The organism is Ruegeria sp. AH12 (assembly GCF_056541465.1).
The window spans coordinates 47,773-73,292 of sequence record NZ_JBQFYL010000003.1 but is presented as its reverse complement, the minus strand read 5'-3'; the positions used below and the strand labels follow the sequence as shown (position 1 = coordinate 73,292).

Annotated in this window: 24 protein-coding genes; 17 read left to right on the top strand and 7 right to left on the bottom strand. The window is 58.5% G+C overall.

Annotated elements, in window-relative coordinates:
- Positions 1–7 precede the first annotated feature (7 nt).
- From ACR0EL_RS07095 to ACR0EL_RS07085, 3 genes are all read right to left on the bottom strand, one after another.
- Positions 8–472: a hypothetical protein gene (locus ACR0EL_RS07095; protein ID WP_480499068.1), complete on the bottom strand. Its 465-nt coding sequence runs from the start codon at positions 470–472 to the stop codon at positions 8–10.
- A 119-nt stretch (positions 473–591) separates the two neighbouring features.
- On the bottom strand, positions 592–1,281 hold the full coding sequence (locus ACR0EL_RS07090; protein ID WP_480499067.1) for an RES family NAD+ phosphorylase: 690 nt from the start codon (positions 1,279–1,281) through the stop codon (positions 592–594).
- Positions 1,278–1,787, bottom strand: coding sequence for an antitoxin Xre/MbcA/ParS toxin-binding domain-containing protein (locus ACR0EL_RS07085; protein ID WP_480499066.1), 510 nt, complete (start codon positions 1,785–1,787; stop codon positions 1,278–1,280). Before ACR0EL_RS07085 ends, ACR0EL_RS07090 begins: the two co-directional genes overlap by 4 nt.
- A 143-nt stretch (positions 1,788–1,930) precedes the next feature.
- Between ACR0EL_RS07085 and ACR0EL_RS07080 the strand changes: the two genes are divergently transcribed.
- Positions 1,931–2,716: an ABC transporter permease subunit gene (locus tag ACR0EL_RS07080; RefSeq protein WP_480499065.1), complete on the top strand. Its 786-nt coding sequence runs from the start codon at positions 1,931–1,933 to the stop codon at positions 2,714–2,716.
- Positions 2,717–2,728: 12 nt separating this feature from the next.
- Here ACR0EL_RS07080 and ACR0EL_RS07075 read toward each other — a convergent pair whose 3' ends face one another.
- The 4 genes from ACR0EL_RS07075 to ACR0EL_RS07060 all read right to left on the bottom strand — a co-directional run bounded on the left by ACR0EL_RS07075 (position 2,729) and on the right by ACR0EL_RS07060 (position 6,343).
- Entirely contained in the window at positions 2,729–3,367 is a 639-nt protein-coding gene (locus ACR0EL_RS07075; RefSeq protein WP_480499064.1) for a nucleoside/nucleotide kinase family protein, read from the bottom strand.
- Positions 3,364–4,140 (bottom strand): ATP-binding cassette domain-containing protein, encoded by a 777-nt coding sequence (locus tag ACR0EL_RS07070; RefSeq protein WP_480499454.1) that lies wholly within the window; start codon positions 4,138–4,140, stop codon positions 3,364–3,366. The genes ACR0EL_RS07075 and ACR0EL_RS07070 overlap by 4 nt, the downstream gene beginning before the upstream one ends.
- The gene (locus ACR0EL_RS07065; RefSeq protein WP_480499063.1) at positions 4,140–5,213 is read right to left on the bottom strand and encodes an ABC transporter permease; all 1,074 of its coding nucleotides are present in this window, start codon (positions 5,211–5,213) and stop codon (positions 4,140–4,142) included. Before ACR0EL_RS07065 ends, ACR0EL_RS07070 begins: the two co-directional genes overlap by 1 nt.
- 113 nt (positions 5,214–5,326) lie before the next feature.
- Positions 5,327–6,343, bottom strand: a complete 1,017-nt coding sequence (locus tag ACR0EL_RS07060) for a sugar ABC transporter substrate-binding protein (protein ID WP_170535148.1) — start codon at positions 6,341–6,343, stop codon at positions 5,327–5,329.
- Positions 6,344–6,522: 179 nt separating this feature from the next.
- Here ACR0EL_RS07060 and ACR0EL_RS07055 point away from each other — a divergent pair, with 179 nt between their 5' ends.
- The 16 genes from ACR0EL_RS07055 (at position 6,523) to ACR0EL_RS06980 (ending at position 25,512) form a co-directional block, all read left to right on the top strand.
- Positions 6,523–7,722, top strand: coding sequence for an ROK family transcriptional regulator (locus tag ACR0EL_RS07055; protein WP_480499062.1), 1,200 nt, complete (start codon positions 6,523–6,525; stop codon positions 7,720–7,722).
- Between the two features lie 133 nt (positions 7,723–7,855).
- Positions 7,856–8,857, top strand: coding sequence for a Gfo/Idh/MocA family protein (locus tag ACR0EL_RS07050; protein ID WP_480499061.1), 1,002 nt, complete (start codon positions 7,856–7,858; stop codon positions 8,855–8,857).
- The gene (locus ACR0EL_RS07045) at positions 8,857–10,428 is read left to right on the top strand and encodes an acyl CoA:acetate/3-ketoacid CoA transferase (protein WP_480499060.1); all 1,572 of its coding nucleotides are present in this window, start codon (positions 8,857–8,859) and stop codon (positions 10,426–10,428) included. Before ACR0EL_RS07050 ends, ACR0EL_RS07045 begins: the two co-directional genes overlap by 1 nt.
- A complete protein-coding gene (locus ACR0EL_RS07040; RefSeq protein WP_480499059.1) occupies positions 10,425–11,192 on the top strand; it encodes an enoyl-CoA hydratase/isomerase family protein in 768 nt (255 codons plus the stop codon). Before ACR0EL_RS07045 ends, ACR0EL_RS07040 begins: the two co-directional genes overlap by 4 nt.
- Positions 11,193–11,198: 6 nt before the next feature.
- Positions 11,199–12,722, top strand: a complete 1,524-nt coding sequence (locus ACR0EL_RS07035) for an aldehyde dehydrogenase family protein (protein WP_480499058.1) — start codon at positions 11,199–11,201, stop codon at positions 12,720–12,722.
- A 65-nt stretch (positions 12,723–12,787) separates the two neighbouring features.
- The gene (locus tag ACR0EL_RS07030) at positions 12,788–14,029 is read left to right on the top strand and encodes an ABC transporter substrate-binding protein (protein ID WP_353010272.1); all 1,242 of its coding nucleotides are present in this window, start codon (positions 12,788–12,790) and stop codon (positions 14,027–14,029) included.
- Positions 14,030–14,127: 98 nt separating this feature from the next.
- Complete coding sequence (locus ACR0EL_RS07025) at positions 14,128–15,021, top strand: carbohydrate ABC transporter permease (protein ID WP_480499057.1); 894 nt, start codon at positions 14,128–14,130, stop codon at positions 15,019–15,021.
- Positions 15,021–15,902 (top strand): carbohydrate ABC transporter permease, encoded by an 882-nt coding sequence (locus tag ACR0EL_RS07020; protein ID WP_480499056.1) that lies wholly within the window; start codon positions 15,021–15,023, stop codon positions 15,900–15,902. The genes ACR0EL_RS07025 and ACR0EL_RS07020 overlap by 1 nt, the downstream gene beginning before the upstream one ends.
- Before the next feature lie 6 nt (positions 15,903–15,908).
- On the top strand, positions 15,909–17,021 hold the full coding sequence (locus ACR0EL_RS07015; RefSeq protein ID WP_480499055.1) for an ABC transporter ATP-binding protein: 1,113 nt from the start codon (positions 15,909–15,911) through the stop codon (positions 17,019–17,021).
- Positions 17,018–18,508, top strand: coding sequence for a GMC oxidoreductase (locus ACR0EL_RS07010; protein WP_480499054.1), 1,491 nt, complete (start codon positions 17,018–17,020; stop codon positions 18,506–18,508). Before ACR0EL_RS07015 ends, ACR0EL_RS07010 begins: the two co-directional genes overlap by 4 nt.
- Complete coding sequence (locus ACR0EL_RS07005) at positions 18,505–19,263, top strand: 3-ketoacyl-ACP reductase (protein WP_480499053.1); 759 nt, start codon at positions 18,505–18,507, stop codon at positions 19,261–19,263. Before ACR0EL_RS07010 ends, ACR0EL_RS07005 begins: the two co-directional genes overlap by 4 nt.
- A 17-nt stretch (positions 19,264–19,280) precedes the next feature.
- The gene (locus tag ACR0EL_RS07000; RefSeq protein ID WP_480499052.1) at positions 19,281–20,873 is read left to right on the top strand and encodes a GMC family oxidoreductase; all 1,593 of its coding nucleotides are present in this window, start codon (positions 19,281–19,283) and stop codon (positions 20,871–20,873) included.
- On the top strand, positions 20,870–21,178 hold the full coding sequence (locus ACR0EL_RS06995) for a Dabb family protein (RefSeq protein ID WP_480499051.1): 309 nt from the start codon (positions 20,870–20,872) through the stop codon (positions 21,176–21,178). Before ACR0EL_RS07000 ends, ACR0EL_RS06995 begins: the two co-directional genes overlap by 4 nt.
- Before the next feature lie 4 nt (positions 21,179–21,182).
- The gene (locus ACR0EL_RS06990; RefSeq protein ID WP_480499050.1) at positions 21,183–22,352 is read left to right on the top strand and encodes a dihydrodipicolinate synthase family protein; all 1,170 of its coding nucleotides are present in this window, start codon (positions 21,183–21,185) and stop codon (positions 22,350–22,352) included.
- A 5-nt stretch (positions 22,353–22,357) separates the two neighbouring features.
- Positions 22,358–23,365 (top strand): LacI family DNA-binding transcriptional regulator, encoded by a 1,008-nt coding sequence (locus ACR0EL_RS06985; RefSeq protein ID WP_480499049.1) that lies wholly within the window; start codon positions 22,358–22,360, stop codon positions 23,363–23,365.
- Positions 23,366–23,493: 128 nt separating this feature from the next.
- Positions 23,494–25,512, top strand: coding sequence for a CocE/NonD family hydrolase (locus ACR0EL_RS06980; RefSeq protein ID WP_480499048.1), 2,019 nt, complete (start codon positions 23,494–23,496; stop codon positions 25,510–25,512).
- Positions 25,513–25,520: the final 8 nt, after the last annotated feature.

Sequence of the window (25,520 nt, the reverse complement as noted above, 5' to 3'; positions counted from 1 at the left end):
GGCAAGATCACCCGTCCACAATCTCGAAGATCACCACCATGGCAGATGTCTCTGACCCGAAGCTGTGAACCCGCCCGTGATAGCGGCCCGGTTCGGCTAGATCATGCACCGTCAGTATGACGCGCACTTCACCCACTTCGCCCGGTGCAAGCCGCACCGCTGGTGGGTCGACACGCAGCCGATCTGCCGGGATCACCGCCCCGTCCTCATTGGTCAGGTCACCGGGTTCAAACCGCAACTCCACCGTTTCACCATCAGCCGGGGCTGCAACCGACAAGACAATTGTTCCTTTGCTGCCCGGAGTGCAAACTGTGCGGCATTGAAATGGCCCGTCCAGCGGCAGTTTCTGACCACTCTCCGCATCCAATACGCGCCGGGCCAGTTCAGATATCGGTGTCTGATCCAACACAGGCGCAGTCGGGGCGACGGCGTCAATCATGCTGGCATAGGGTTTTCGCTCAAAATAAGGCATGTCTAAATGTGCACCGGTCGCGACGCTCAGTAAATAGGATTCTCACTGAAATTGCTTGGGAATTGCGGTTTTCAGACAGACCCGATCAGTTCAGTTTGATGCGACTTTTACCGCGCCTACTACCGAAGCTCTTCAACGGTGACTTTACCGCTCGGCCGCACATCAATCTCAAAATGACGAGCCTGCACAACATCCTGCACAGCAGGCGGCACAAAACAAACCCAGTTCTCATGACCCGGTCGGCGCACACTTTCGTACCGGATACCTACGCGCGCAACTTCGGGCCCTGTCTGCCGAACATAGTCGCCAAAACGTTGAGGGGTAGGATAGGTCGCATCATCGGGGTCATGAAACTCGGGGTGTCGACCGAAAATGTCGACAAAGGTTCCAAGCAACCGCGCCTCATACTCCCGATAGGCTTCGCGCTTATGGGTCAAACCAGACAAGGCGATTTCCTTGCGCAACCCATTGGCAACCTCGAGCACCGAGGTCATAAGGTCGGTCGCGGCATACCATGCCCCCAAAACCGCTGAGGTAAAGCGCATGCCCGTGACCGACCCGTGGAGAAACGAGGACATGACAATGCTTGCATTCGGTCGACCATAGACCCATTGCGACCGATCCAGCCGCGACAGGCGCGTGGCCACCAGCCGGTCATTGGTCCAGCCTTCAAGCTCGAATATATCCGCCAGATCGTCCTCGCTGGTCACGGCCTCGAAGGCTGGAACAGGGGGAAACCGGGTTGGGATGATACGACGGGTGGGTGTTGGGGCTTGCGCGCCGGGATAGGCGGTCAAATCCCAGCTCACAGAAAGACCACATCGTCTTCGGCAACCGGCTCGAAACTGCCCTCGGGCGCACCATGACCCATCTCACCCCCGCGCCAGGCATCCAGATACCGGCGTACATTCATCATTCCGTCCTGCCCGCCGCCGACGATGAGGTCCAGCGGCGAGGACCCGGCAAAGATCGTGCCCTGATGCGGACTGCTCAGCCATTTCACGGCCTGATCCTGATCCAGAAACAGGATCGCCAGGGCCTTGTAGATTCCCAGAACAGCTGAAATGCGCACCAGAGTGTCAAAAGGCAAAGAAACCGGTTTGTGATCCACAGCTTTCTTGATCCAGGCATGATAGGTCGACCGACCGGGATGCCCCAGCGCCGCGATCCTTTGTGCCTCGCTCAGCTCCCAAGCTTCGGCGATGTTACGAAATGTACGCAGCCCTGGCCCGCTGAGACGCGCGCGATCAGCCGTGCCAACCGGGATCAGTAGCGGGGCTGTTGCAATATCCTGCGGTAGGGATGCGATTTCCATGGCTCAATGTCCTATCATGGATATAATGTCTATATATAGACAACATGTTTGGAAATCAACCATCGCGCGCGTTGACCACGCAGGCCGGTTTGCCTATCCCGTCTAGGCCGAAGGACGCAAAGACAACGAGATTGGGCAGTAGCTTGAATAAAACCAGCCTTCTGGACCATGCAATCCTGATGATCGGCGCGGTTGTGATGACTGGTCCAATTGTGGTTTTGGGCTGGCAACTGGTGGCCAGCGTCGGTGTGGAACAGCTGGGCGCGCTATTCACGAATCTTTGGATCAACGGCGTCAGTAGCAATGCGATCAGCGCTGGCGCAATGCTGTGGAACTCATTGGTTGTGGCCATTGGCGTTGCTATTCTGAAATGCACCGTTTCCGTGCTGGCGGCCTATGCATTGGTGTTTTTTCGCCTGAGGTTGAGCAACCTGATCTTCGGAGTAATCCTGTTGGCTATGTTCTTTCCAATCGAAAGCCGTATGCTGCCTACTTTTGCAGTGACCAGCGATTTAGGACTTCTGAACTCCTACGCCGGGATGATCCTACCCGTCACCGCCAGCGGGCTGGGCGTGTTGGTTCTGAACCAGTTCCTAAGGCAGATTCCTGTGGAACTGATGGAGGCTGCCCGAATGGACGGTGCAGGGCCAATGCGTTTTTTCCGCGATACGGTGCTGCCCTTGTCGCTGCCGATGATTGCTGCCCTGTTTGCGATCCTGTTTGTATTCGGCTGGAACCAATACGCCTGGCCAATCATCATCACGACCACCAGCCTGACACATAGTACACTGGTCAGCGGAATGACCTATGCCGGGGTGGGCAGCCCATCCGGAATGGCGCTAGCCTTAATGGCCTTGGGGCCACCGGCCATTGTCTTGTTGCTGGTTCAGCGCCATCTCGTGCGGACCCTGACCGCTGGAATTCACTAACAGCGGGGCGGCTTAGCTTAGAACCAGATCAGCGCGGCGCGAATTTGATAGAATGCGTTTTGCATTCGGGATGTCATTTGCGAATGCCCGATCTCTGGCCGCATCTGGGGGCAGACCATGATCAAGCCAACGCTGTTGCAGCCGAATTTCGAGCGTTTCGAGATCAACATCGAGGAACACGCTGAGCGCCCAATTCTCGAATAGATCGGACCAGCCGGGTTCTTGCAGCAACAAATAATTGCCTTCGATCAGAACAAGCTGCTGATCGGGTGTCACTAGCCCACGGGCGGCGATCGATTTGTCGATCTCACGATCGAATTCCGGGACGGCAACCTCGTTCTCAGTCAACAATCGGTGCAACAGGGCTTGAAACCCTGCTACATCGAATGTCTCAGGCGCGCCTTTGCGAGGAAGCAGATCGCGACCGGAAAGAATGGCGTTGTCATAGTGGAATCCGTCCATCGACACGAGACCTGTCGCGACCCCTTGTTGCTGTAAAAGATCACGCGACAGCGCTGCAACGGTTGATTTCCCTGCCCCCGGCGGACCTGCAATTGCAACCAGATTTCGCGTCTGAGACTTTGGCAACGCTCGGACTGCTTCGGCAATACGATGCGCCAGTGTCAGCGCACTAGAGCCATCATTGCTCACGCCGCCATGCCTTCGGCCGGGGGTTCCTTGGCGCCGGTCATGAAGGCCACCGCGTCGGACATCGTGTAGTCCTTGGGGTCGATGACACAGAGCCGTTTGCCCAACCGATGCACGTGGATGCGGTCGGCGACCTCGAACACATGGGGCATGTTGTGGCTGATCAGGATGATCGGAATGCCGCGCGATTTCACGTCCTGTATCAGCTCCAGAACCCGGCGGCTTTCCTTGACGCCAAGTGCTGCGGTGGGTTCGTCAAGGATGATGACCTTCGATCCAAAGGCTGCAGCCCGTGCAACGGCAACACCTTGTCGTTGACCGCCCGACAACGTTTCGACCGCCTGATTGATGTTCTGGATGGTCATCAGACCCAGTTCGCTCAGCTTGTCGCGTGCGAATTTCTCCATCGCGGGCCGATCGAGCATGCGAAACAGCGACCCCATCGGGCCCTTGCGTCGAATTTCGCGCCCCATGAACATGTTGTCAGCAATTGACAGGGCAGGGGACATGGCCAGCGTCTGATAAACCGTTTCAATCCCGGCTTCGCGCGCATCGATGGGTGAGTGAAAATGGACCTTCTGCCCATCCAGCCAGACATCGCCTTCATCTGGAGTGACCGCACCCGAAACCGCCTTGATCAGCGTGGATTTACCTGCGCCGTTATCCCCGATCACCGCCAGAATCTCACCTGGCATCAGGTCAAAGTCACACTGGTCCAGTGCTGTGACCTTGCCGTAGCGTTTTACAAGGTTGCGTCCTTTGAGAATGGGTTCCATCAGGCTGATACCTTTCTGATCCATTGGTCGACCGCGACCGCTGCAATGATGAGGATACCGATCAACAGGAAGGTCCATTGCGCATCCGCCCCTAGCAGGCGCAGACCCAGCGTGAACACCCCAACGATGAGCGCCCCAAATAGCGATCCCAAGATCGAGCCACGTCCGCCGAACAGAGAGATGCCACCAATTACGACCGCTGTTATGCTTTCGATATTCGCGAGTTGGCCCGAGGTCGGCGATACGGAACCGATGCGACCAATCAAGGCCCAGCCCGCGAAGGCGCAGATCAAACCGGATAGCATATAGACGGACATCAGGGTGCGATGCACATTCACGCCAGAAAGCTCAGCCGCTTCAGGATCATCGCCCACTGCGTAAACATGTCTCCCCCAGGCCGTATGCCTGAGCGCGTAGGCCAGCACCAATATAAGCACCAACATGAAGACCACGCCGACCGTAAAGACGGCACCGCCTATGTTGAACTTTTCGCCAAATATTTGAAGGATTGGCGCGTTTGCCTCAATCTCTTGCGAGCGGATTGTCTCGTTTTGAGAATACAGAAAATTTGCTGCCAATACGATCTGCCACATGCCCAGCGTTACAATGAAAGGCGGCAGTTTGATCCGGCTGACCAGATAGCCATTGATCGCGCCGATCATCGTCCCTACCGCCAGGCCACAAACAATCGCGACTGTGGGTGGCAGTCCATAGCGAAAGGTAAATTGCCCCATCACCACCGATGACATGACCATGATCGCACCCACGCTCAGGTCAATGCCGGCGGTCAGGATGACAAGGCTTTGCGCAGCGGCGACGATGCCAACGATTTGAACCTGCTGCAGGATCAGTGTCAGCGCGAAGGGTGAGAAGAACTTCGAACCCAAAAGCAACCCGAATATGATAATGGCAACCACAAGGACGATCAGCGGAACAAGTGACGGGTTCACGTGCAGGAAATGCTGAACCGTCCCGACAAATCCCCGGTGATGATCTTCAAACTCAGCGACCTGTTCCGGGCTGCCCTGTGCAGCAGATTCGAAATCATCGGAGTGTCGTGGCGTATCGGACATAAATGGATCCCCCAAGCGTCAAGAGTCCGTCTGCGGACCATTTTAGCAAGTTTTTTGGGTGAGAATGTGATGAGATGGCAGGAGGCCACTTCGCAGCCTCCTACATGATCAGTTTAGCCCCAGCAGAGGTTCATGCCTTCTTCGACCGTGATGGACTCGACCCCATCCGCAGCTGCGCCCGTGACAAGTGCGACGCCGGTGTCAAAAAAGTCCTTGCCCGGTGTGTTTTCAGGTTTCACGCCTTCATCGGCCCATTTCTTGACAGCTTCAACACCAAGTGAAGCCATCAGCAGCGGGTATTGCTGCGATGTTGCGCCGATCACGCCATCCGCCACGTTCTGAACGCCGGGGCATCCACCGTCGACAGAAACGATCAGCACGTCATTCTCACGTCCAATGGCTTTGAGCGCCTCATACGCGCCCGCGGCGGCTGGTTCGTTGATCGTATGGACCACATTAATCGTCGGATCTTTGGCCAGCAAGTTCTCCATCGCGCGGCGACCGCCTTCTTCGTTGCCAGCGGTCACATCGCTGCCAACCAGACGCGGATCATCTTCATCACCGATCACGTTGGGATCGGCCAGATCAACACCAAACCCCTGCAGGAAACCCTGATTGCGCAGCACGTCCACTGTTGGTTGGCTTACAGCCAAATCCAATGTGGCGATTTTGGCGTCATTTGCGGCGTCGCCCAGTGTTGCCTTGGCCCATTGGCCGATCAGCAGACCCGCCAGGAAGTTGTCGGTGGCAAAGGTGGCATCCGCCGAGTCAATGGGCTCCAGCGGAGTATCCAGTGCAATCACTAGGACACCCGCGTCCCGCGCTTGCTGTACGGCGGGGACGATCGATGAGGTATCCGAGGCTGTGAGAAGAATACCTTTGGCCCCGTCCAGAATACAGGTTTCAATCGCCTGAACCTGGGTCTCGTGGTCGCCATCAACCTTACCCGCAAAGGCTTTGAGCGTCATGCCAAGTTCTTCTGCTTTGGCAGTCGCACCCTCTTTCATCTTCACAAAGAAGGGGTTGGTATCGGTCTTGGTGATCAAACATACGGTGGTATCTGCAAACGCACTGCCCGCTGTGACTGTCAACGCCAAAGCTGTCGCGCCTGCGAAAGTCGCAAGTTTCATGAAGTATCCTCCCAGTTTCTCCCATGCCGTGCTGGCATATGCGCAATCGGCCGGGTTGGGGCTGATCACACCCGAAAACCATCACAAGAATCTCAAAATGAGTCAATAAATAAATCACTCTTATTTATTATTGACAGCATGACCGCTTATTCTCATCCTTTGAACGGGGAGGATCATTCGTGTCTGTTGAAGCGTCTCAGGGCGGTACACCTTTGGATCGGGTGTCAGAGGTGCGCGGCACAAATCAAAGCGGGATGCGCGCGCGCAATGAGCGTTTGGTCCTGACGTTGGTCCGCAGGCACGAAGCACTGGCAAAGGCCGAGATTGCGCGAATGACAAGCCTGTCCGCCCAGACCGTTTCGGTGATCATGCGACAGCTTGAAAAAGACGGGCTCTTGCTGCGGGGTGAGCCTTTGAGGGGCAAGGTAGGCCAGCCATCAATCCCGATGCGACTCAACCCGGATGGGGCTCTGTTTTTCGGGCTGAAAATCGGGCGACGCAGCACTGAGCTGGTATTGATCGACTTTCTGGGCCGGGTGCTCATGCATGAGCGGCAGACCTATGAATACCCGCAACCACAGGCAACGTTGAACTTTGCCAAAAAGGCCTTGGACCAGATGATGTCCGCGCTGACATCTGAGGCCCAAGACCGCATCGCCGGGCTGGGAATCGCCATGCCGTTTTATCTGTGGGATTGGGCCCAGACCTTGCAGGTACCGCAGGAAGAAATGGATCCTTGGCGCACAGCCGACATCCAGTCGGAACTGGCGGATATCTATGATTTTCCGGTGTTTCTGCAAAACGACGCCACCGCCGCCTGCGGGGCCGAGCTTGTATTTGGGCCAACGGGTGGCCCGCGTGATTTTCTGTATTTCTACGTCGGATACTTCATAGGCGGCGGCATAGTCTTGAATGGCGCGATCTATTCGGGCCGTGGAAATGCGGGCGCTTTGGGTCCGATGCCAGTCTCTATCGGGGCCGGTGACGTGAAGCCTTTGATCGACCTCGCCAGCCTCTATACGCTTGAACGTACCATTGCGGTGGCGGGTCAAACCGCCGGTCTGATTTGGGAGACCACCGATCACTGGGACATCCCAAAGGAGGAGCTGAACAGCTGGCTGCACCATGCGGCGATTGGGCTGGCCCATGCGATTGTGTCGTCATGCAGCCTGATCGATTTTGAATGCGTCAAAATCGATGGCTGGATGCCCGCCGATGTCAAAGAACAGCTGATCACCAAGGTCGAATCACAAATCCTGCGTCTCAACCTTACTGGCTTAGAACGACCGGTGATTGCAGCTGGTACCGTGGGTCCGAATGCGCGATCGCTCGGTGCGGCCAGCTTACCTTTGTCCGAGCGATACTTGGTAGAAGCCTAGACCTGCCAACAAGAAACCAGACTGAAAGCGACGCGAAACTCACACCAAAAGAGTCGGTTCCAAGATTCATCTTGATCATTATGGAACGTTCCAGTAAGCATACTTCTGGAACGTTCCAGTAATGAGGGCTGCAATGAACTGGGTATTTGTGGGGGCAAGCACGATTGCGTCACAATACATGTTGAACGCCGTGCGAAAGCAGCCTGGCAATGATGTCACCTGGGTTGTCAGCACATCACCCGATCGGGTGGGGGTCTGGGCCAAGGATCAAAGCATTGCAAACGCCACGACCAATCTAGCCGAAGCGCTCGCTGACCCGGACATACAGGCGGTCTACATCTCATCAACCAATGAAAAGCACCATGCCCAGGCTATGGCTGCGATTGCCGCAGGCAAGGATGTTCTGTGTGAGAAGCCCCTTGGCATGACGCAGGCTGAAGCGGTCGAAATGGTCCGTGCGGCTGACACCGCTGGTACTACCTTCGGAACCAACCACCACCTGCGCTGCTCGGGCACCCACCGCGCGATCCGTGATCTCATCGCAGCGGGCCGAGTTGGCAAAGTGCTGTCGCTGCGCATTCATCACGCGGTTCACCTGCCGGGTCATCTTCAGGGCTGGCGGATAAACGACGCAGGTGCTGGCGGCGGCGTAATTCCTGACATCGTCGTGCACGACGCGGACGTAACCCGGTTCTTGCTACAGGAAGACCCGGCAAGCGTCGTGGCACAGATGACCAGCTCCGGCATGGGGCAGGGGGTCGAGGACTCCTGCATGTCAGTCTGGACTATGCCCTCGGGCGCGATGGTGATGAGCCATGAGAGCTTTACGCACCCCTTCGCCGGCTCCGGGCTTCAGGTGCACGGGACAGAAGGATCGATCTTTGCTAACGGCGTAATGACCCAGCAGCCGGTTGGTGAAATCACGCTCGTTACCGGCGCGGGCACCGAGGTCATTCCCTATTCCAACCATGACCTTTACGTGCAGGGGGTTTCGGACTTCGTTGCCGCCTCGGCAGGGCAGGGGCGCCCTGCCGCAGATGGCTCGGATGGGGTCAAATCCCTGTCCGTCGCGCTCAGCGTGCGCGAAGCGGCAGCAACCGGTCAGCGCGTTGACATCGACTATGGTGGCTTCTGATGAGCAAGCTAGTTTCTGCCTCTGATGCCGTCTCCCGCATCCCGGATGACGCGATTATCACGGTTTCTTCCTCGTCAGCTCTGGGATGCCCCGATCTGGTTCTGAAGGCCATGGGCGAACGGTTCCAGGCAGAAGGACACCCGCGCAATATCACAACGATGCACCCGATTGCGGCAGGCGACATGTACGGCGTGAACGGCATGGAATATCTAGCGCAGGACGGGTTGCTGACCCGTGTGCTGGCCGGGTCTTACCCTTCGGGACCGTCCAGCCTTGAGATGCCCGATATCTGGAAGATGATCGTCGAAGACCGCGTAGCCGCCTACAACGTACCCTCGGGCATCATGTTCGACATGCACCGCGAGGCCGCAGCGCGGCGTCCGGGTGTGCTGACTCAGGTCGGGCTGGATACGTTCGTAGACCCGACCCGTGAGGGTTGCGCGATGAATGAACGCGGTGCTGCCGCACCCATCGTGCAGCGCGCCGAATTTGGCGGCCAGACCTGGCTGCACTTCCCCAACATCATCCCGACTGTCTGCATCCTGCGCGCCACCACGGCGGATGAATTCGGCAACCTGACTTATGAGCATGAAGGGGCCTATCTGGGTGGGCTGGAACAGGCCATCTGCGTGCGCAACCATGGCGGTCTGGTGATCGCTCAGGTTCAGCGGGTGACCGCCGAGGGCAGTCTGCGTCCGCATGATGTGCGTGTACCCGGCCATCTGGTCGACTTGATTGTAGAGGACCCGGATCAGAAACAGACCACTGAAACGCCCTATGACCCGGCCATCTCGGGCCAGATCATGCGCCCGTGGGACAGTTTCGCATTGGCCGAACACGGGGTTGAGAAGGTAATCGCACGCCGGTCTGCGATGGAGTTGCGCTCGGGGATGAGCGCAAATCTGGGCTTTGGCATCAGCGCCATGGTGCCCCGCATTCTGCTGGAGGAAGGGCATCCCAAGGCAGTCACATGGGCCATCGAACAAGGGGCTGTTGGCGGAGTACCGCTGACCGGATTTGCGTTTGGCTGTGCGTCCAATGCACATGCCTACGTGCCCTCGCCGCAGCAGTTCATCTACTTCCAGGGCGGCGGGTTCGACATGTCATTCCTGTCGTTCCTCGAGGTTGATGTCGAGGGCAACGTGAATGTCTCAAAACTGGGCAAGAAACCCTATCTGACTGCCGGATGCGGCGGGTTTGTCGACATCACCGCAGGCGCGAAAAAGATCGTGTTCTCGGGCTGGTTCGAGGCCGGGGCCAAGATCGCTCTGAGCGCCGACGGGATCTGCGTCGCAACCCCCGGTAAGTTCACCAAGATGGTGAATCAGGTGGAACACGTCACCTTCTCGGGCCGCCGGGCGCGCGAGCTTGGGCAGGATGTGATCTACGTGACTGAGCGCTGTGTCATCCGCCTGACCGATCAGGGGCTGGTCGCCACCGAGATCATGCCGGGCATCAACACGCAGCGGGATATTGTGGCAGCCTCGGACGGGCGCGTGACCGTAGCCGAAAACGCAGCCCTGATGCCGAAGTCCCTGTTCACCGAAGGCCCGATGGGAATGGCAGTATGAGCGGGATTGGCTTTCATATCGACGGGGCCACCGCCATCCTGACGCTGGATAACCCGTCCAAGCTGAACGCGTTGACCATCGACATGCTGGATGCGCTTGAAGCGCATGTGCAGCAGATCGAGCGGGACAATGCGATCCGGTCTCTGGTGCTGACCGGGGCCGGAGAACAGGCGTTTTGCTGTGGCGCGGATATCGGTGCCTGGGGGGGGCTGAGCCCAGCAGAGTTTGCTCGGCACTGGGTGCGGGGCGGGCACCGGATTTTCGACCGCCTCGCACGGCTTGGTAAACCAACAATTGCCGCGATCAACGGTCATGCCTTTGGCGGCGGGCTGGAGCTGGCCAGCTGTTGCGACCTGCGCCTGATGGCCCCTCGCGCAACTCTGGCCTTGCCCGAGGCGCGGATCGGCATTGTACCGGGTTGGTCCGGGACGCAGCGACTGGCGCGGTTGATGCCTGAAGGGGCCGTAAAGGAGATGGCTCTGTTTGGTCGTCGCCTTGGTGCCGACCGCGCGGTGGCCCTCGGCTACGCCGCCGAAATGGCCGACGATGTCCTGGCCCGCGCTCGTGAGATCGCAGCCGAGGCGCAGGACCTGTCCCCGCGTGCAACCGAGATTGCAAAGAACATGATCCATGCAGCGGTCGGTGAAGACTCGGCTGCGGCAATCGAGGCGCTTGGCAGTGCCGCCGCTGCCGCGTCTGCCGATCGTGACGAAGGCGTGGCGGCCTTCATGGAAAAACGTAACCCTCAGTTTTCAGGGCTCTGAACACAAATGAAAGACCTCACGATCAACCCAGCGATCCCCTTTGATCTGCCCCAATTGTTTGAGGGTCGCCACCTGATCAACAGTCAGTGGCAGGACAGCGCGTCGGGTGAGACCTTCGAGCGCCGCTCACCCTCTCATGGGCATATTGTAAGCCGATCAGCGCTTGGTTCTGAGGCCGAAGCCGAAGCTGCGATCCTCGCGGCGCGGGAGGCTTTCGATAGCGGCGTTTGGAGCCGCGCTTCGGGAAAATACCGCGCCGAGGTGTTGCTGAAAGTGGCCGATCTAATAGAGCAGAACGTCGACCGCATCGCCCTGATCGAGACACTGGAAAGCGGCAAGCCAATCAGCCAGTCCAAAGGTGAGGTAGGAGGTGCCGCCGATCTGTGGCGCTATGCGGCCTCAATGGCGCGCAGCACCCATGGTGACAGCCACAATACGCTGGGCGCAGATATGATGGGCGTGGTACTGAAAGAACCCATCGGTGTCGTGTCTATCATCACGCCGTGGAATTTCCCGTTCTGGATTCTCAGCCAGAAACTGCCATTTGCATTGGCGGCTGGTTGCACGGCGGTGGTGAAACCCTCCGAAATGACGCCTTCGACTACTCTAATGCTGGGAGAACTGCTGGTGGAGACTGGATTGCCTGCAGGTGTCTGCAACATTGTGCTGGGCTATGGCCAACCGGTCGGCAGTACACTGTCCAGCCATGAGGCCGTAGACATGGTCAGCTTCACGGGCTCGACCGCGGTGGGCAAAACCATCAGCAAAACCGCATCGGACACCTTGAAGAAAGTTGCGCTGGAGCTGGGCGGCAAGAACCCGCAGGTGATCTTTCCTGACGCCAACCTTGATTCAGCCGCAGATGCGGTGGTGTTTGGCGTCTATTTCAATGTCGGCCAGTGCTGCAACTCCAGCAGTCGCATCATTGTGCATGAGGATGTCGCGCAAGCCTTTGCCAACAAGGTGATTGCGCTGTCGCGGAAGGTGAAATTTGGCGATCCGTTGGATCCGAGCACGCAGGTCGGGGCGATTGTCACGCCCGAACACAACGCCAAGATCGATGCTTATGTCAAAGAGGCTCGATCCGCAGGCGCAACAATTGCCTTGGGCGGCGATCCTTTGAACGTTGAGGGGTTGGGCAACCAATTCTACCAACCGACCATTATCACCGATGTGCAACCTGATATGCCCATCGCACGCGACGAAGTCTTTGGCCCCGTGCTGTCGGTACTGACGTTCAAAACGCTGGACGAAGCCATTGAGATCATGAATGATAGCGCTCTCGGTCTTTCGGCAGGGGTCTGGAGCGAAAATGTCCATACCTGCCTCGACTTTGCCCGTCGCGCCCAGGCGGGGACGGTCTGGACCAATACCTGGATGGATGGGTTCCCCGAGGTGGCCTTTGGTGGCTACAAACAATCCGGCCAGGGCAGAGAGATCGGGCGATACGGGTTCGAGGAGTTTTTCGAGGTCAAATCCGTGGTGATGCGCATCGGCGACAGCCGGGCGCCCTGGGTGCCACAGGATTGAAACACGCGCCACGCGGCGCAGGAACAACAAAGATCGCATTAAGGGAGGAAACGAAAATGCGTAACATGCTGAAAACAAAGTCGGTCATCGTGGCCGGGCTTCTGTGCACATCCAGTTTAGCACAGGCGGAAGAGGTTGAGGTTCTGCACTGGTGGACCTCGGGTGGTGAGGCCGCAGCGCTGAACGTCCTTAAGGATGACCTGTCCGGTCAGGGCGTTGGCTGGACCGACATGCCCGTCGCCGGTGGTGGCGGTGAGCAGGCGATGACTGTTCTGCGCGCCCGTGTGACTGCTGGAAACGCTCCAACCGCCGTTCAGGGTCTGGGTTTTGACATTCAGGACTGGGCCGCACAGGGGGCCTTGGCCGACCTGAACGAAGTGGCCGCGCAGGAAGGCTGGGACGCGGTCGTACCAGATGCGCTGAAGGCCTTCGCTAAGCATGACGGCAAATGGGTTTCGGCCCCTGTGAATGTGCATTCGACCAACTGGGTCTGGGCCAACAAGGCGGTTCTGGACGCAAACGGCATCGCGCAGCCCACCAACTGGGAAGAGTTCGTGGCTGCTGTTGAAGCGCTGAAAGCGGCGGGTGTGACGCCAATTGCCCATGGCGGTCAGGCCTGGCAGGACGCGACAGTGTTTGATGCCGTTGCCATGTCGACCTTAGGCCCGGATGGCTACAAGGCGGCTTTCATCGATCTGGATGAAGAAACGCTGGGCGGCGATGCCATGAAAGAGGCGTTCGACCGCATGGCCTTTATCCGCGACAATGTTGATGAAAACTTCTCGGGCCGCGACTGGAACCTGGCGACTGCAATGGTCATCAATGGCGAGGCCGGTTTCCAGATGATGGGCGACTGGGCCAAGGGTGAGTTTCTGAACGCAGGAAAAGTGCCCGGTCAGGACTTCCTGTGCTTCCGCTTCCCCGGCACGGCAGATCAGGTCACCTTCAACGCGGACCAGTTCATGATGTTTGATCAGGGTGGTTCGGTTTCGGCAGAACAGGCGGCTCTGGCCAGCGCGATCCTGTCTCCGTCGTTCCAGTCGGCCTTTAACGTTGTGAAGGGCTCGGTTCCCGCGCGGACCGATGTCAGCGACGCCGACTTTGACGATTGCGGCAAACAGGGAATGAAGGATCTGGCGGCGGCTGCATCCTCGGGCAACCTGTTCGGATCGATGGCCCATGGTCACGCAGCCCCTGCCTCGGTCAAGAACGCGGTCTATGACGTTGTGACGGCGCATTTCAACGGCGAATATGACAGCGAAACCGCTGTAGTCGAACTGGTCGACGCCGTGTCCATCGCCAAGTGATCACCTGATCCTCCCGACGGGGCGGCGACCGTGCCGCCCTGTCACCAGCGGGCACACCCCGCGCCTCAGACACTTCCCCACTTGCAGGAGGGCGCGCCATGGCTGGCTCAGCCGACGCGGATTTCAAAACACGCCTTCAGAACTGGATCCCCAAGCTGGTCCTGTCACCCTCGCTGGCGATGATGCTGGTCTTTGTTTACGGGTTCATCCTGTTCTCGGTCTACCTGTCCTTTACCGACAGCCGAATCCTGCCAAGCTTTGGCTGGGTCGGTTGGGAGAATTACGACAAGCTCTGGCGGCTCAGTCATTGGGAAACCTCACTGATCAATATGGGCATATTCGCGGGTCTTTATATCGTGATCTGCACCTGTATCGGACTGGGTCTGGCGATCTTCCTTGATCAGAAAATAAGGGGCGAGGGGCTTTTGCGCCCGATTTATCTCTACCCAATGGCGCTGAGTTTCATTGTCACCGGCACTGCCTGGAAATGGTTCCTCGACCCGGGTATCGGCCTTGAAAACGTCATGCATACTTGGGGTTGGACCAGTTTTGAGTTCGACTGGATCAAGAACCGCGACTACGCGATCTATACGGTTGTTCTGGCGGCCGTCTGGCAGACCAGCGGCTTTGTGATGGCGATGTTTCTGGCCGGTTTGCGTGGCATCGACAATGAAATCTTGCGCGCGGCGCAGATGGACGGAGCCTCGAATTGGAACCTCTACCGCCGGATCATCATCCCGCAACTGCGTCCGGCCTTCCTGTCGGCCTTCGTGATCCTCAGCCACCTTGCGATCAAGACCTTCGACCTTGTCATCGCCCTGACCGGAGGGGGGCCGGGCAGGGCAACGGAACTGCCGGCGACCTTCATGTATTCCTACACCTTCACGCGAAACCAAATGGGGATCGGCGCGGCCTCGGCCACGATCATGTTGATGACCATCGCGGCGATCATGATCCCCTATCTGTACGCTGAACTGCGGGAGAAACGCTGATGGCCCAGGCAACTCAGGATACCGCAATTAGCACAGGCCGGATCACGCGCACACTGATCTACGTAGTGCTGATCCTCTTCTCGCTGTTCTACCTGCTGCCGCTTTACGTCATGCTGTCGAACTCGGTGAAACCGCTGGAAGAGATCACCGGCGGCGGCATGATGAACCTGCCGCAGGTCTTCACGTTAGAGCCGTGGATCAAGGCGTGGTCGTCGGCCCAGATCGGGGTCGAGCCAACCGGACTGCGGCCGTATTTCTGGAACTCGATCAAGATGGTGGTCCCGGCCGTCATTGTCTCGACCATTCTGGGTGCGCTGAACGGCTATGTGCTGACCAAATGGCGTTTCAAATACGACACCATCCTGTTCGGTCTGATGCTGTTTGCCTGTTTCATCCCGTTTCAGATCGTTCTGATTCCGATGGCGCGGATGCTGGGCCTGATGGGTCTGGCAGGTACCACTTGGGGTCTGGCGCTGGTGCATGTGGTCTATGGGATCGGCTTCACCACGCTTTATTTCCGGAACTACTATGCCGTCTTCCCGACTGAGTTGATCCGGGCGGCGCAGATCGACGGTGCAGGGTTCTTCCAGATCTTCTGGCGCATCCTGCTGCCAAGTTCCGGGCCGATCGCAGTGGTATCGATCATCTGGCAGTTCACCAATATCTGGAACGACTTTCTGTTTGGTGCCTCCTTCGCCGACGCCAATAGCCAGCCGATGACGGTAGCGCTGAACAATCTGGTGCAGTCATCAACCGGTGTGAAGGAATACAATGTTCATTTCGCAGGCGCCATTCTGGCCGCCATGCCAACTCTGCTCGTCTACATCGTGGCCGGTCGATACTTCGTCCGCGGCCTGATGGCGGGTTCCGTGAAAGGATAAGGCCTCATGGGTTTTCTGGACATAGACAACGCAACCAAATCCTATGGGGCGGTTGAGGTTCTGCACAAGGTCGACATCTCTGTGCAGGAGGGAGAGTTCCTGGTGCTTGTCGGCCCTTCGGGCTGTGGCAAGTCGACCCTGCTGAACATGATCGCGGGGCTGGAAGAAATCACCAGCGGAGAGATTCGTATCAAAGATCAGGTGATGAACGGGGTGCACCCGTCGAACCGTAACATCGCCATGGTATTCCAAAGCTATGCTTTGTATCCGAACATGACGGTCGGGCAGAACATCACCTTCGGGCTTGAGATGCACGGCGTTCCAAAGCCCGAACGCGACAAGGCGATGCAAGAGGTCGCCACCCTATTGCAGATCGAGCAGTTGCTGGACCGCAAGCCCGGCCAATTGTCAGGCGGTCAGCGTCAGCGCGTTGCCATGGGGCGCGCGTTGGTGCGGGAACCGGATGTGTTCCTGTTTGACGAGCCTCTGTCCAACCTCGACGCCAAGCTGCGTGTCGATATGCGGACCGAGATCAAGAAGCTGCATCAGAACCTTGGCACCACAATCGTCTACGTGACCCATGACCAGATCGAGGCGATGACCCTGTCCAGCCGCATCGCCGTGATGAATGGCGGCTATGTGCAGCAACTCGGAACCCCGCAGGAAATCTACGACACCCCGGCCAATATCTTTGTGGCAACCTTCATGGGCTCACCCGCAATGAACGTGATGCCCGCGAAAGTGGCCATGCTGAACGGTCGGCCCCATGCCGAGGTTGCCACCCATGATGGATCAATGGCGCAACTGCCGTTCAGCCAAGACAACCTAGCCGCTTGGGATGGGCGCGATATTCTTTTGGGTATCCGACCGGAAACCATCACCGATATGGATGGTGCAGACCGGAAATCCTCGAACATTGCGCAGATGGCCAACCGGATTGTTGTTACCGAACCCGCAGGCTCGGACACCTTTGTCTCGATGCAGTTGGGGGGCCGCGATGTGATTGCCCGGATGCGCTCTGACGCTGAGGTTGCGGCGGGACAGGATTTCGACTTTGCCGTCAATATGGAAAAGGCCGTGGCCTTTGACCCGGAAAGCGAGATGCGGATTGTTCCGTGACAAACCCGGATGTCATAATCATAGGATCTGGGATCGGAGGGGCTACGCTAGCCGCAGCACTTGCCCCTACGGGCTGCCGCATTCTGATCCTTGAGCGGGGAGAGCATCTGCGCCCGTCGCCCGTGGATCGGGATCCGAAGGCGATCTTTGCGGATGGGCATTTCCGCCCCGATGAAACATGGCTGGATGGCGAGGGGCAGCCCTTCAGTCCCGGCAACTATTACTGCGTTGGCGGCAACTCCAAATTCTACGGTGCCGCCCTGATCCGCTACCGGGCCGAGGATTTTGAACAGCGCCAGCATATGGGGGGTCGCTCTCCTGGCTGGCCTCTCCGTTACGAAGAACTGGAACCGGACTACACGGCGGCCGAGCAGCTATATGCAGTGCGTGGAACCACCGATGAGGACCCGACCGAGCCGCCGCATAGCGGCGCATATCCGCATCCTCCCGTGGCCGATGAGCCTGACATCGCGGATCTGCGCGCGCGTTTGCGTAGCGTTGGGCTGTCGCCTGCATCGGTCCCTTTGGGGGTGGATATCGACCGCTGGCTCTTGGCCGGGCAAACCACGTGGGATGCGTTTCCGAACACCTGCGGTGGCAAAATGGACGCGGAAACCTGCGCTCTGGCGGACGCCCTGAAGCACGAGAATGTCGAACTGTTGACCAACGCACCCGCCGAAAAACTGCTGGGCGACAAGGACGGACACATCACAGGTGTTGAGGTCGCGAGGCACGGCACGCTGCACGCGCCGGTGATCGTGTTATCTGCCGGGGCGGTTCAGTCCGCCGCGCTGTTGTTGAAATCCGCCAATGACAATTGCCCCGCCGGATTGGCGAACCGATCCGATCAGGTTGGGCGCAACTTCATGAACCACAATTGCTCGGCGGTTCTGGCTTTGCATCCGCTGCGCCGCAACCGCGCGGTCTATCAGAAGACGTTGATGTTCAACGACTACTACAATGATGACGGGCAGGGCGGTGCGCCCTTGGGCAATATCCAGATGCTGGGCAAGATCACCGGGCCGATTTTGGCATCCCAGCCCGGTATACCCGGTCCGATTGCGACAATGATCGCAAACCGCAGCTTTGATTTCTATGCGATGTCCGAGGACCTGCCCAATCCGGACAGCCGGGTAACAGTCGAAGGTGATCAGATCCGGTTGGACTGGAAACGCTCGAACTGGCAGGCGCATGAGGCACTGGTGGCCAAGCTGAAACAGCACCTGCGCCGGGCTGGGTTTCCGATTGTCCTGTCGCGGCCCTTCGACCGGCGCACGCCCTCGCACCAATGCGGGACAGCCCGGATGGGGCGCGATCCAACCAGCAGCGTGGTGGACCCGTTCTGCCGCAGCCATGACCACCGGAACCTGTTCATCGTTGACGCCTCGGTCCTGCCGACCTCGGCTGCCGTCAATCCGGCCCTTACCATCGCGGCGCTGGCCCTGCGCGCCGGTCGCCACATCATTGAAACGGAGTTTGCAGCATGACCGGAGTGGCTTTGATCACAGGCGGCCAGCAAGGCATCGGACTTGGAATTTCGCGCGCGCTTATCGACGCCGGGTACAAGGTGGCACTGGCGTCCCGGTCCGCGCCGGACAAACCTGCGGTGCAAGCAGCCTTGGCCGAATTGGGACCGGGTGCGGTCTATGTGCAGCATGATGTGTCAGACATCGATCACGTGCCCACGTTGCTGGATAAGGTCGAGGCCCAACTGGGCCCGATCACCGCACTGATTAACAACGCAGGTGTCGGGGCACCTGTCCGCGGTGACATGTTGGATCTGAAGCCCGAGAACTGGGACTTTGTGCAGAACATCAATCTGCGCGGCGCGTTTTTTCTGGCGCAAGACGTCGCGCGGCGCATGCTGGCCGACCCGCAGGACAGCTACCGCTCGATCACTTTTGTCACCTCGGTCAGCGCCACGATGGTGTCTATCGAGCGCGCAGAATACTGCGTGTCCAAAGCCGCCGCCGCGATGATGGCACAGCTGTTTGCGGTGCGGATGGCCCCGCATGGGATCGGCGTGTTCGAACTGCGCCCCGGCATCATCGCCACCGAAATGACGGCTGGTGTGCGCGACAAATACACCGACCGGATCGAAGGCGGGTTGGTACCCGCCGCGCGGTGGGGTGAGCCGCAGGATATCGGCTCGGTCATCGTTCCCATCGTGGACGGCCAGATGCAATTCGCCACCGGGGCCGCAATCCCCGTGGATGGCGGGCTTTCGATCTCGCGCCTGTAAGGAACTCAGAGGACAAGATGTCTGAAGGATACGATTTCATCGTGATCGGCGGCGGCTCGGCAGGTTCGGTCATTGCGGCGCGCCTGTCCGAGGAACCCGAGGCCAAGGTCCTGCTGTTAGAGGCCGGGTCTTCGGACCGCCATCCGTTTTTTCACCTGCCTGCGGGCTTTGCCAAGATGACCAAAGGTATTGGCAGCTGGGGCTGGTTGACGGTGCCGCAGAAGCACATGCAAAACAAGGTGTTCAACTACACCCAGGCCAAGGTGATCGGCGGCGGGTCGGCAATCAATGCCCAGATCTACACACGCGGTGCTGCGCAGGACTATGACGACTGGCGGCAGATGGGGTGCGAGGGCTGGGGCTATGACGATGTCCTGCCCTATTTCAAGAAATCCGAGGATAACGACAGCTACGACAATGAGTTCCACGGCAAGAGCGGTCCGCTGGGCGTGTCGATGCCCGCCGCCCCTTTGCCGATCTGTGACGCCTATATCAGGGCCGCCGGGCAGGTTGGTATTCCCGAAACGCGGGATGTGAATGGCGCGAAACAGGACGGGGCGGGGTATTACCAGCTGACCCAACGCAATGCGCGACGGTCCTCGGCAGCGATGGCGTTTCTGGCACCCAATCGGAACCGTCCGAACCTGACCGTGCGTATGGACGCTCAGGTCCGTCAGATCATGGTCGAAAAAGGCCGCGCGACCGGTATCGAGATGATGAGCGGCGAAAAGATCACCGCTGCGCGTGAGGTGATCCTGTCGTCCGGTGCCATTGGCTCGCCCCGCCTGCTGCAACTGTCCGGGATCGGACCGGCGGATCATCTGGAAAGCCTTGGGATCAAACCGGTTTATGATCAGACGCAGATTGGTGAGAACCTGCAGGACCACCTCGATCTCTATTCGATTTGCGAAGTCACCGGCCCGCACACTTACGACCGCTTCGCCAAGCTGCACCTGTCAGCTTGGGCCGCGCTGCAATATCTGTTCACCCGCAAAGGGCCGGTGGCGTCCAGCCTGTTTGAAACCGGCGGCTTCTGGTACGCCGACCCCGAAGCGCGTTCGCCCGACATTCAGATGCATCTTGGGCTGGGTACGGGGATCGAGGCCGGGGTCGAAGCGATGCCCAATGGCGGTGTGACCCTGAATGCGTGTTTCCTGCGGCCCCGGTCTCGGGGGACGGTGCGGTTACAAAGCAGTGATCCAGCAGCGATGCCTTTGATCGATCCGAACTATCTGGCCGATCCCTATGACCGAGAGATGTCGATCCGGGGTCTGAAACTGGTGCAGAACATCCTCGCGCAGGATGCGTTGAAGCCATACGTTCTGGCGGAACGTCTGCCCGGTCCAACTGTAAAGACCGAGCAGGAGTATTTCGACTTTATCTGCGTGCATTCTAAAACCTCGCACCACTGCGCGGGCACCTGCCGCATGGGCAATGACGCCGAGGCCGTTCTGGACCCGCGCCTGCGCTTCAACGGGATCGAGGGTCTGCGCGTGGCCGACGCCTCGATCATGCCAACGGTCAATTCTTCGAATACCAACGCGCCTACGATCATGATCGGCGAGAAAGCCGCCGACATGATCAAGCAAGATCAAGGATTTACGCAATGATCCGTCATATCGTTCTGACAAAATTCCGCCCGGATGTGACCGAGGAGACGATCGCCCAAATCTACAGCGGGCTGGCCAAGGTGGCCGAAGCTCTGCCCGGTGCCCAAGGCTTCACCGGGGGCCGCAGCCAAAGCCCGGAACAGATCGAGCGCGGCTATATGCATGGGTTTGTGATCGATTTTGACGATTGGGACGCCTTGGCGACCTATCAGGCGAACGAGGATCACAAGGCTTGCGGTGCGCAATTGGTGGCAAATGCAGAGGGTGGCATCGACGGCATTCTGGTATTGGATCTGGAGGTCTGAGGCGATGACAATAATCTTGCCAAACCGCCACGGACAGTTGGAAGGTTACACACTGACCGGAACGCCTTTGGTCGCTCGCGCGCCACGGGTGGCTTTGACACGTACCGCTTTCGCGGCCGCCCATGTGGTTTCTGACCCGATAGCGGAGCGAAACCCGTGGGATGGCCGCCCGGCGGTGGATTGGGACGCGACCCTGAGTTTCCGCCAAGGCTTGTGGGACCAGGGACTTGGCCTGGCTGAGGCAATGGACACCGCGCAGCGAGGGATGGGGGTAGATTGGGAAACAGCGCTGGAATTGATCCAACGCACTATGGTGGCCGCCAAAGCGCACCCTCTGTCGCCACGCGTTGCCTGCGGGGCCGGGACGGATCATGTACCTCTTAGTGCCTTGAACACAGACGGGGAAATCCTGTCGGCTTACGAGCATCAGGCCGAGGCCATAGAGGCCGCCGGTGGTCAACTGATCCTTATGGCCTCACGCGCCTTTCCGGCCATCAATGCCGAACCGGACACGTATCACGACGTCTATCGCGCATTAATAGATGGGGCGGCGGAACCTGTCATTCTGCATTGGCTGGGCGATATGTTCGACCCGGCCCTGACCGGCTATTGGGGCAGCACGGATGTGGATCAGGCCAGCGATTTTGTGCTGTCTTTGATCGCTGAAAACCCCGGCAAGGTCGATGGTATCAAAATTTCACTACTCGATCAGGCGCATGAAGAGGCGTTTCGCAAGCGCCTGCCGGACGGTGTGCGCCTCTATACCGGGGATGATTTCAACTATGCCGATCTGATTGCTGGGGATGGGAGCCGCTATTCTCATGCCCTGCTAGGTATTTTTGCAGCCATCGCCCCGGCGGCCGCTCAGGCGCTTGAGGCCCTGGCGCAGAATGATATGGATCGCTACCACGCGCTGTTTGTGCCGACTGTGCCGCTCAGCCGTGAAATCTTCCGCGCACCGACGCAGTTCTATAAGGCCGGGATTGCCTATCTGGCTTGGCTGAACGGCGCGCAGTCCCATTTCATTATGCCCGGCGGGTTCCAATCCAGCCGCGACATCTGCCATTACGCCGAAGTGTTCCGGCTTGCAGATCAGGCGGGTTTGCTCTCGGACCCGGATCGGGCTACAGCGCGGATGACAACATTGCTGAAGCTGCATGGGGTAGATCAATAGACTGAATGCGCAGACCGACGATCATAGATGTCGCCAACAAGGCGGGCGTGTCGAAATCCACGGTCAGCCTTGTGTTGCAGGGCAGCGCGCAGGTCAAAGCGGAAACCCGAACGCTAGTTCATGCAGCGATGAAAGAGATCGGTTATGTTTATAACCGATCCGCGGCCAATCTGAGGTCAACCGGGAACGCGCTGATCGGGCTGGTGATCAACGATCTGACCAACCCGTTCTTCACCGAATTCGCCACATCGCTGCAAATGGCTTTGGGGTCGCGGGGCTATGCGGTGGTGGTCGCCAACACCAATGAAGACCCCAATATTCAGGACCAGGTGGTCACCGCGATGTTGGAGCACGGTGTTTCAGCCCTGATCCTGTCCCCTGCTTACGGGGATGTCTCAAAAACACTTGAGGCTGTCGAGCGTGCTGGTATCCCGATGATGCAGGTCCTGCGTCAGGTCGAAAACGAGACGGGCAAACACCCCTTCGTCGCCCCTGACTATCGCGCGGGGGGGCAGGCCGCTGCCCAGCACCTATTGAACGCCGGCGCACGCCGGGTTGCCTTTGTGGGCGGGCTCGAGGGGCGGCAGGTCACCCAGGAACGCTTCTCAGGCTATCTCGAGGTTATACAGGAAAGTGGTTTGGACCCGATTGTCATGACGGGCAAAACCAGTCGCGCGTTTGGGCACTCAGCAGCGATTGATCTGTTCAGGAACCACCCCGATTGCGATGCTGCACTGTGTTTCAACGATTTGGTGGCCTTCGGCATGATCAACGCCTGCCACGAGGCCCGCGTTGAGATCGGAAATTCCTTTCAGATCATCGGGTTCGACGACATTCGCGAGGCGTCAGAATGTTGGCCCGCGCTATCCTCGGTTCACTGCGGCGTTGAGGCCTTTGGGCGACAAGTGGCAGATACGATCTTGTGTTGGCTGCAAAAGGACGAGATGCCCGAGGCCGAAACCCGAACTGATGTCCGCCTGATAAACCGACAAACGACAAAAGCGCTCGGCTGACAGCACAACGAAGGCGTTTGGCCAGAACCCGGAACAGGTTTTGGGATGACATGCCAATGTATATCGGATTGTAATGAATCAACCGCGGCTATGCTGCCTCTGTCATCCTCGGATAGGCTGGTTCAAACATGAAGATTGTCTCGCAATTCCCTAATTCTGTTGAAGAAATATATCACGTCGAGATTCCAATGTCGGATGGCTGCCGACTGGGTGCGCGCATCTGGATGCCTAAAAGCGCCCCGTCACAGCCGGTGCCTGCGATCTTCGAGTTTCAGCCCTATCGCAAGAATGACATCATGGCCGAGCGGGATGTGACGCTTTATCCCTATCTCGCAGGGCACGGCTATGCAGTTGTCCGTGTCGATTTGCGCGGCAGCGGCGATTCCGAAGGCGTACTGACCGATGAATACACCCCTCAGGAGCTGCAAGACGGGTGCGAAGTGATCGCTTGGATCGCTGAACAAGACTGGTGCGATGGCAAGGTCGGGATCACCGGGAAATCGTGGTCCGGGTTCAATGGGTTGCAGATCGCAGCTCTGCAACCGCCTGCGTTGAAGGCCGTCATGACCCTGTGTTCAACCGATGATCGCTATGCCGATGATATCCACTACTCCGGTGGCTGCGTGCTGGGCGAGCAATTGACGTGGTCCTCGATAATGTTTGGCAAGAACACCATGCCGCCAGACCCGGCAAATGTGGGTGAACGCTGGCGCGAAATGTGGTTGGACCGCCTGCGTGGCTCGGGGCTTTGGCTAAAAACCTGGATGCAGCACCAAACCCGCGATGCGTTCTGGAAACACGGATCGGTATGTGAAGATTTCTCACGCATCAAAATCCCAGTCTTTGCAGTCTCAGGCTGGGCGGACGGGTATTATCCTGCGGTGTTTCGCATGATGGAACATCTGCAAGGGCCGCGCAAAGGGCTGATCGGGCCCTGGGCACATCTGATGCCAAATGCCGGCTTGCCCGGTCCTCAGATGGGGTTCCTGCAAGAGGTTCTGCGTTGGTGGGATCATTGGCTGAAAGGGCATGACACCGGCATCATGGATGAGCCAATGCTGCGCCTTTACATGCAGCACAGCACCGAGCCGAAGGAAGCGATGACCCACCGCGACGGGCACTGGGTGGCAGAAAGCAACTGGCCATCGCCAGCCATAGGGTCATCTGACTGGTACCCAAGCGCCGAAGGTACCTTGGCGACCGATGCCCCCGGATCGGGAACAGTATCAGTGAACTCACCTGTCATGTCGGGTGGTTATGCTGGGTTCTGGTGCGCCTTTGCCAGCGATGGGGACTTGCCCGGCGATCAGCGGCATGACGATGCGCTGTCGGCCTGTTTTGACAGCGCACCGCTCATGGATTCATTCGACATTGTGGGCCAACCGGTGCTGCGACTGGCCTTTTCATCCGACAAGCCGGTTGCACAAATCGCCGTGCGCCTGAACGAAGTTTTGCCCAGCGGATCATCATCACGCGTGACCTATGCCGTTTTGAACCTGACCCACCGCAATAGCCACGAAACTCCCGAGGCTTTGGTGCCGGGACAGAACTATGAGATCGAGGTTCCATTACGCGCCATCGCCCACCGGTTCGGCGTCGGCAATCGCATCCGCGTTGCGCTTTCCACCAGCTATTTCCCATTGATCTGGCCAACACCCGAAGCGGCGACCCTGACGCTCAATCTGGATCGTTGTTGTCTGACGCTGCCAGACCGGCAACCAAGCCCGTTAGATAAAACGCTTCACGCCTATCCAGGGCCCGAGCAAGCCGCACCGCTTGAAACAGTGACGTTGGCGGAAGGTGCAGGCGGCCGAAGCATCACTCATGATGTGGTCCGCGATATTGTGATCGTCGACACAAGACATGAGACGGGCCGTTACAGGATCGTGCAAAATGGCCTTGAGATCGAGGTGCAAGGCCGCGAAGTCTTTAGCGCTTCCGCTCAGAACCCGGCGGGCGCAGAAGGCAAGACGCGTTGGGTCTACCAGATGTCACGCGGCGATTGGTCGATCCGAACCGAAACCGAAGTTTGCATGACTGCTTCGCCGAAGAACTGGCAGATCACCGCAACCCTGCGCGCTTTTGAAGGCACCGAATCTGTCCATGAACAGCATTGGTTTGAAGAGCTGCTGCGCAATCTGAACTGAACTGGCGG

Coding starts and splice junctions, on each gene's coding strand:
- ACR0EL_RS07095 (WP_480499068.1), bottom strand. CDS start 472: ATGCCTTATTTTGAGCGAAAACCCTATGCCAGCATGATTGACGCCGTC.
- ACR0EL_RS07085 (WP_480499066.1), bottom strand. CDS start 1,787: ATGGAAATCGCATCCCTACCGCAGGATATTGCAACAGCCCCGCTACTG.
- ACR0EL_RS07070 (WP_480499454.1), bottom strand. CDS start 4,140: ATGGAACCCATTCTCAAAGGACGCAACCTTGTAAAACGCTACGGCAAG.
- ACR0EL_RS07065 (WP_480499063.1), bottom strand. CDS start 5,213: ATGTCCGATACGCCACGACACTCCGATGATTTCGAATCTGCTGCACAG.
- ACR0EL_RS07060 (WP_170535148.1), bottom strand. CDS start 6,343: ATGAAACTTGCGACTTTCGCAGGCGCGACAGCTTTGGCGTTGACAGTC.
- ACR0EL_RS07050 (WP_480499061.1), top strand. CDS start 7,856: ATGAACTGGGTATTTGTGGGGGCAAGCACGATTGCGTCACAATACATG.
- ACR0EL_RS07045 (WP_480499060.1), top strand. CDS start 8,857: ATGAGCAAGCTAGTTTCTGCCTCTGATGCCGTCTCCCGCATCCCGGAT.
- ACR0EL_RS07040 (WP_480499059.1), top strand. CDS start 10,425: ATGAGCGGGATTGGCTTTCATATCGACGGGGCCACCGCCATCCTGACG.
- ACR0EL_RS07035 (WP_480499058.1), top strand. CDS start 11,199: ATGAAAGACCTCACGATCAACCCAGCGATCCCCTTTGATCTGCCCCAA.
- ACR0EL_RS07030 (WP_353010272.1), top strand. CDS start 12,788: ATGCTGAAAACAAAGTCGGTCATCGTGGCCGGGCTTCTGTGCACATCC.
- ACR0EL_RS07025 (WP_480499057.1), top strand. CDS start 14,128: ATGGCTGGCTCAGCCGACGCGGATTTCAAAACACGCCTTCAGAACTGG.
- ACR0EL_RS07020 (WP_480499056.1), top strand. CDS start 15,021: ATGGCCCAGGCAACTCAGGATACCGCAATTAGCACAGGCCGGATCACG.
- ACR0EL_RS07015 (WP_480499055.1), top strand. CDS start 15,909: ATGGGTTTTCTGGACATAGACAACGCAACCAAATCCTATGGGGCGGTT.
- ACR0EL_RS07005 (WP_480499053.1), top strand. CDS start 18,505: ATGACCGGAGTGGCTTTGATCACAGGCGGCCAGCAAGGCATCGGACTT.
- ACR0EL_RS07000 (WP_480499052.1), top strand. CDS start 19,281: ATGTCTGAAGGATACGATTTCATCGTGATCGGCGGCGGCTCGGCAGGT.
- ACR0EL_RS06995 (WP_480499051.1), top strand. CDS start 20,870: ATGATCCGTCATATCGTTCTGACAAAATTCCGCCCGGATGTGACCGAG.
- ACR0EL_RS06990 (WP_480499050.1), top strand. CDS start 21,183: ATGACAATAATCTTGCCAAACCGCCACGGACAGTTGGAAGGTTACACA.
- ACR0EL_RS06985 (WP_480499049.1), top strand. CDS start 22,358: ATGCGCAGACCGACGATCATAGATGTCGCCAACAAGGCGGGCGTGTCG.
- ACR0EL_RS06980 (WP_480499048.1), top strand. CDS start 23,494: ATGAAGATTGTCTCGCAATTCCCTAATTCTGTTGAAGAAATATATCAC.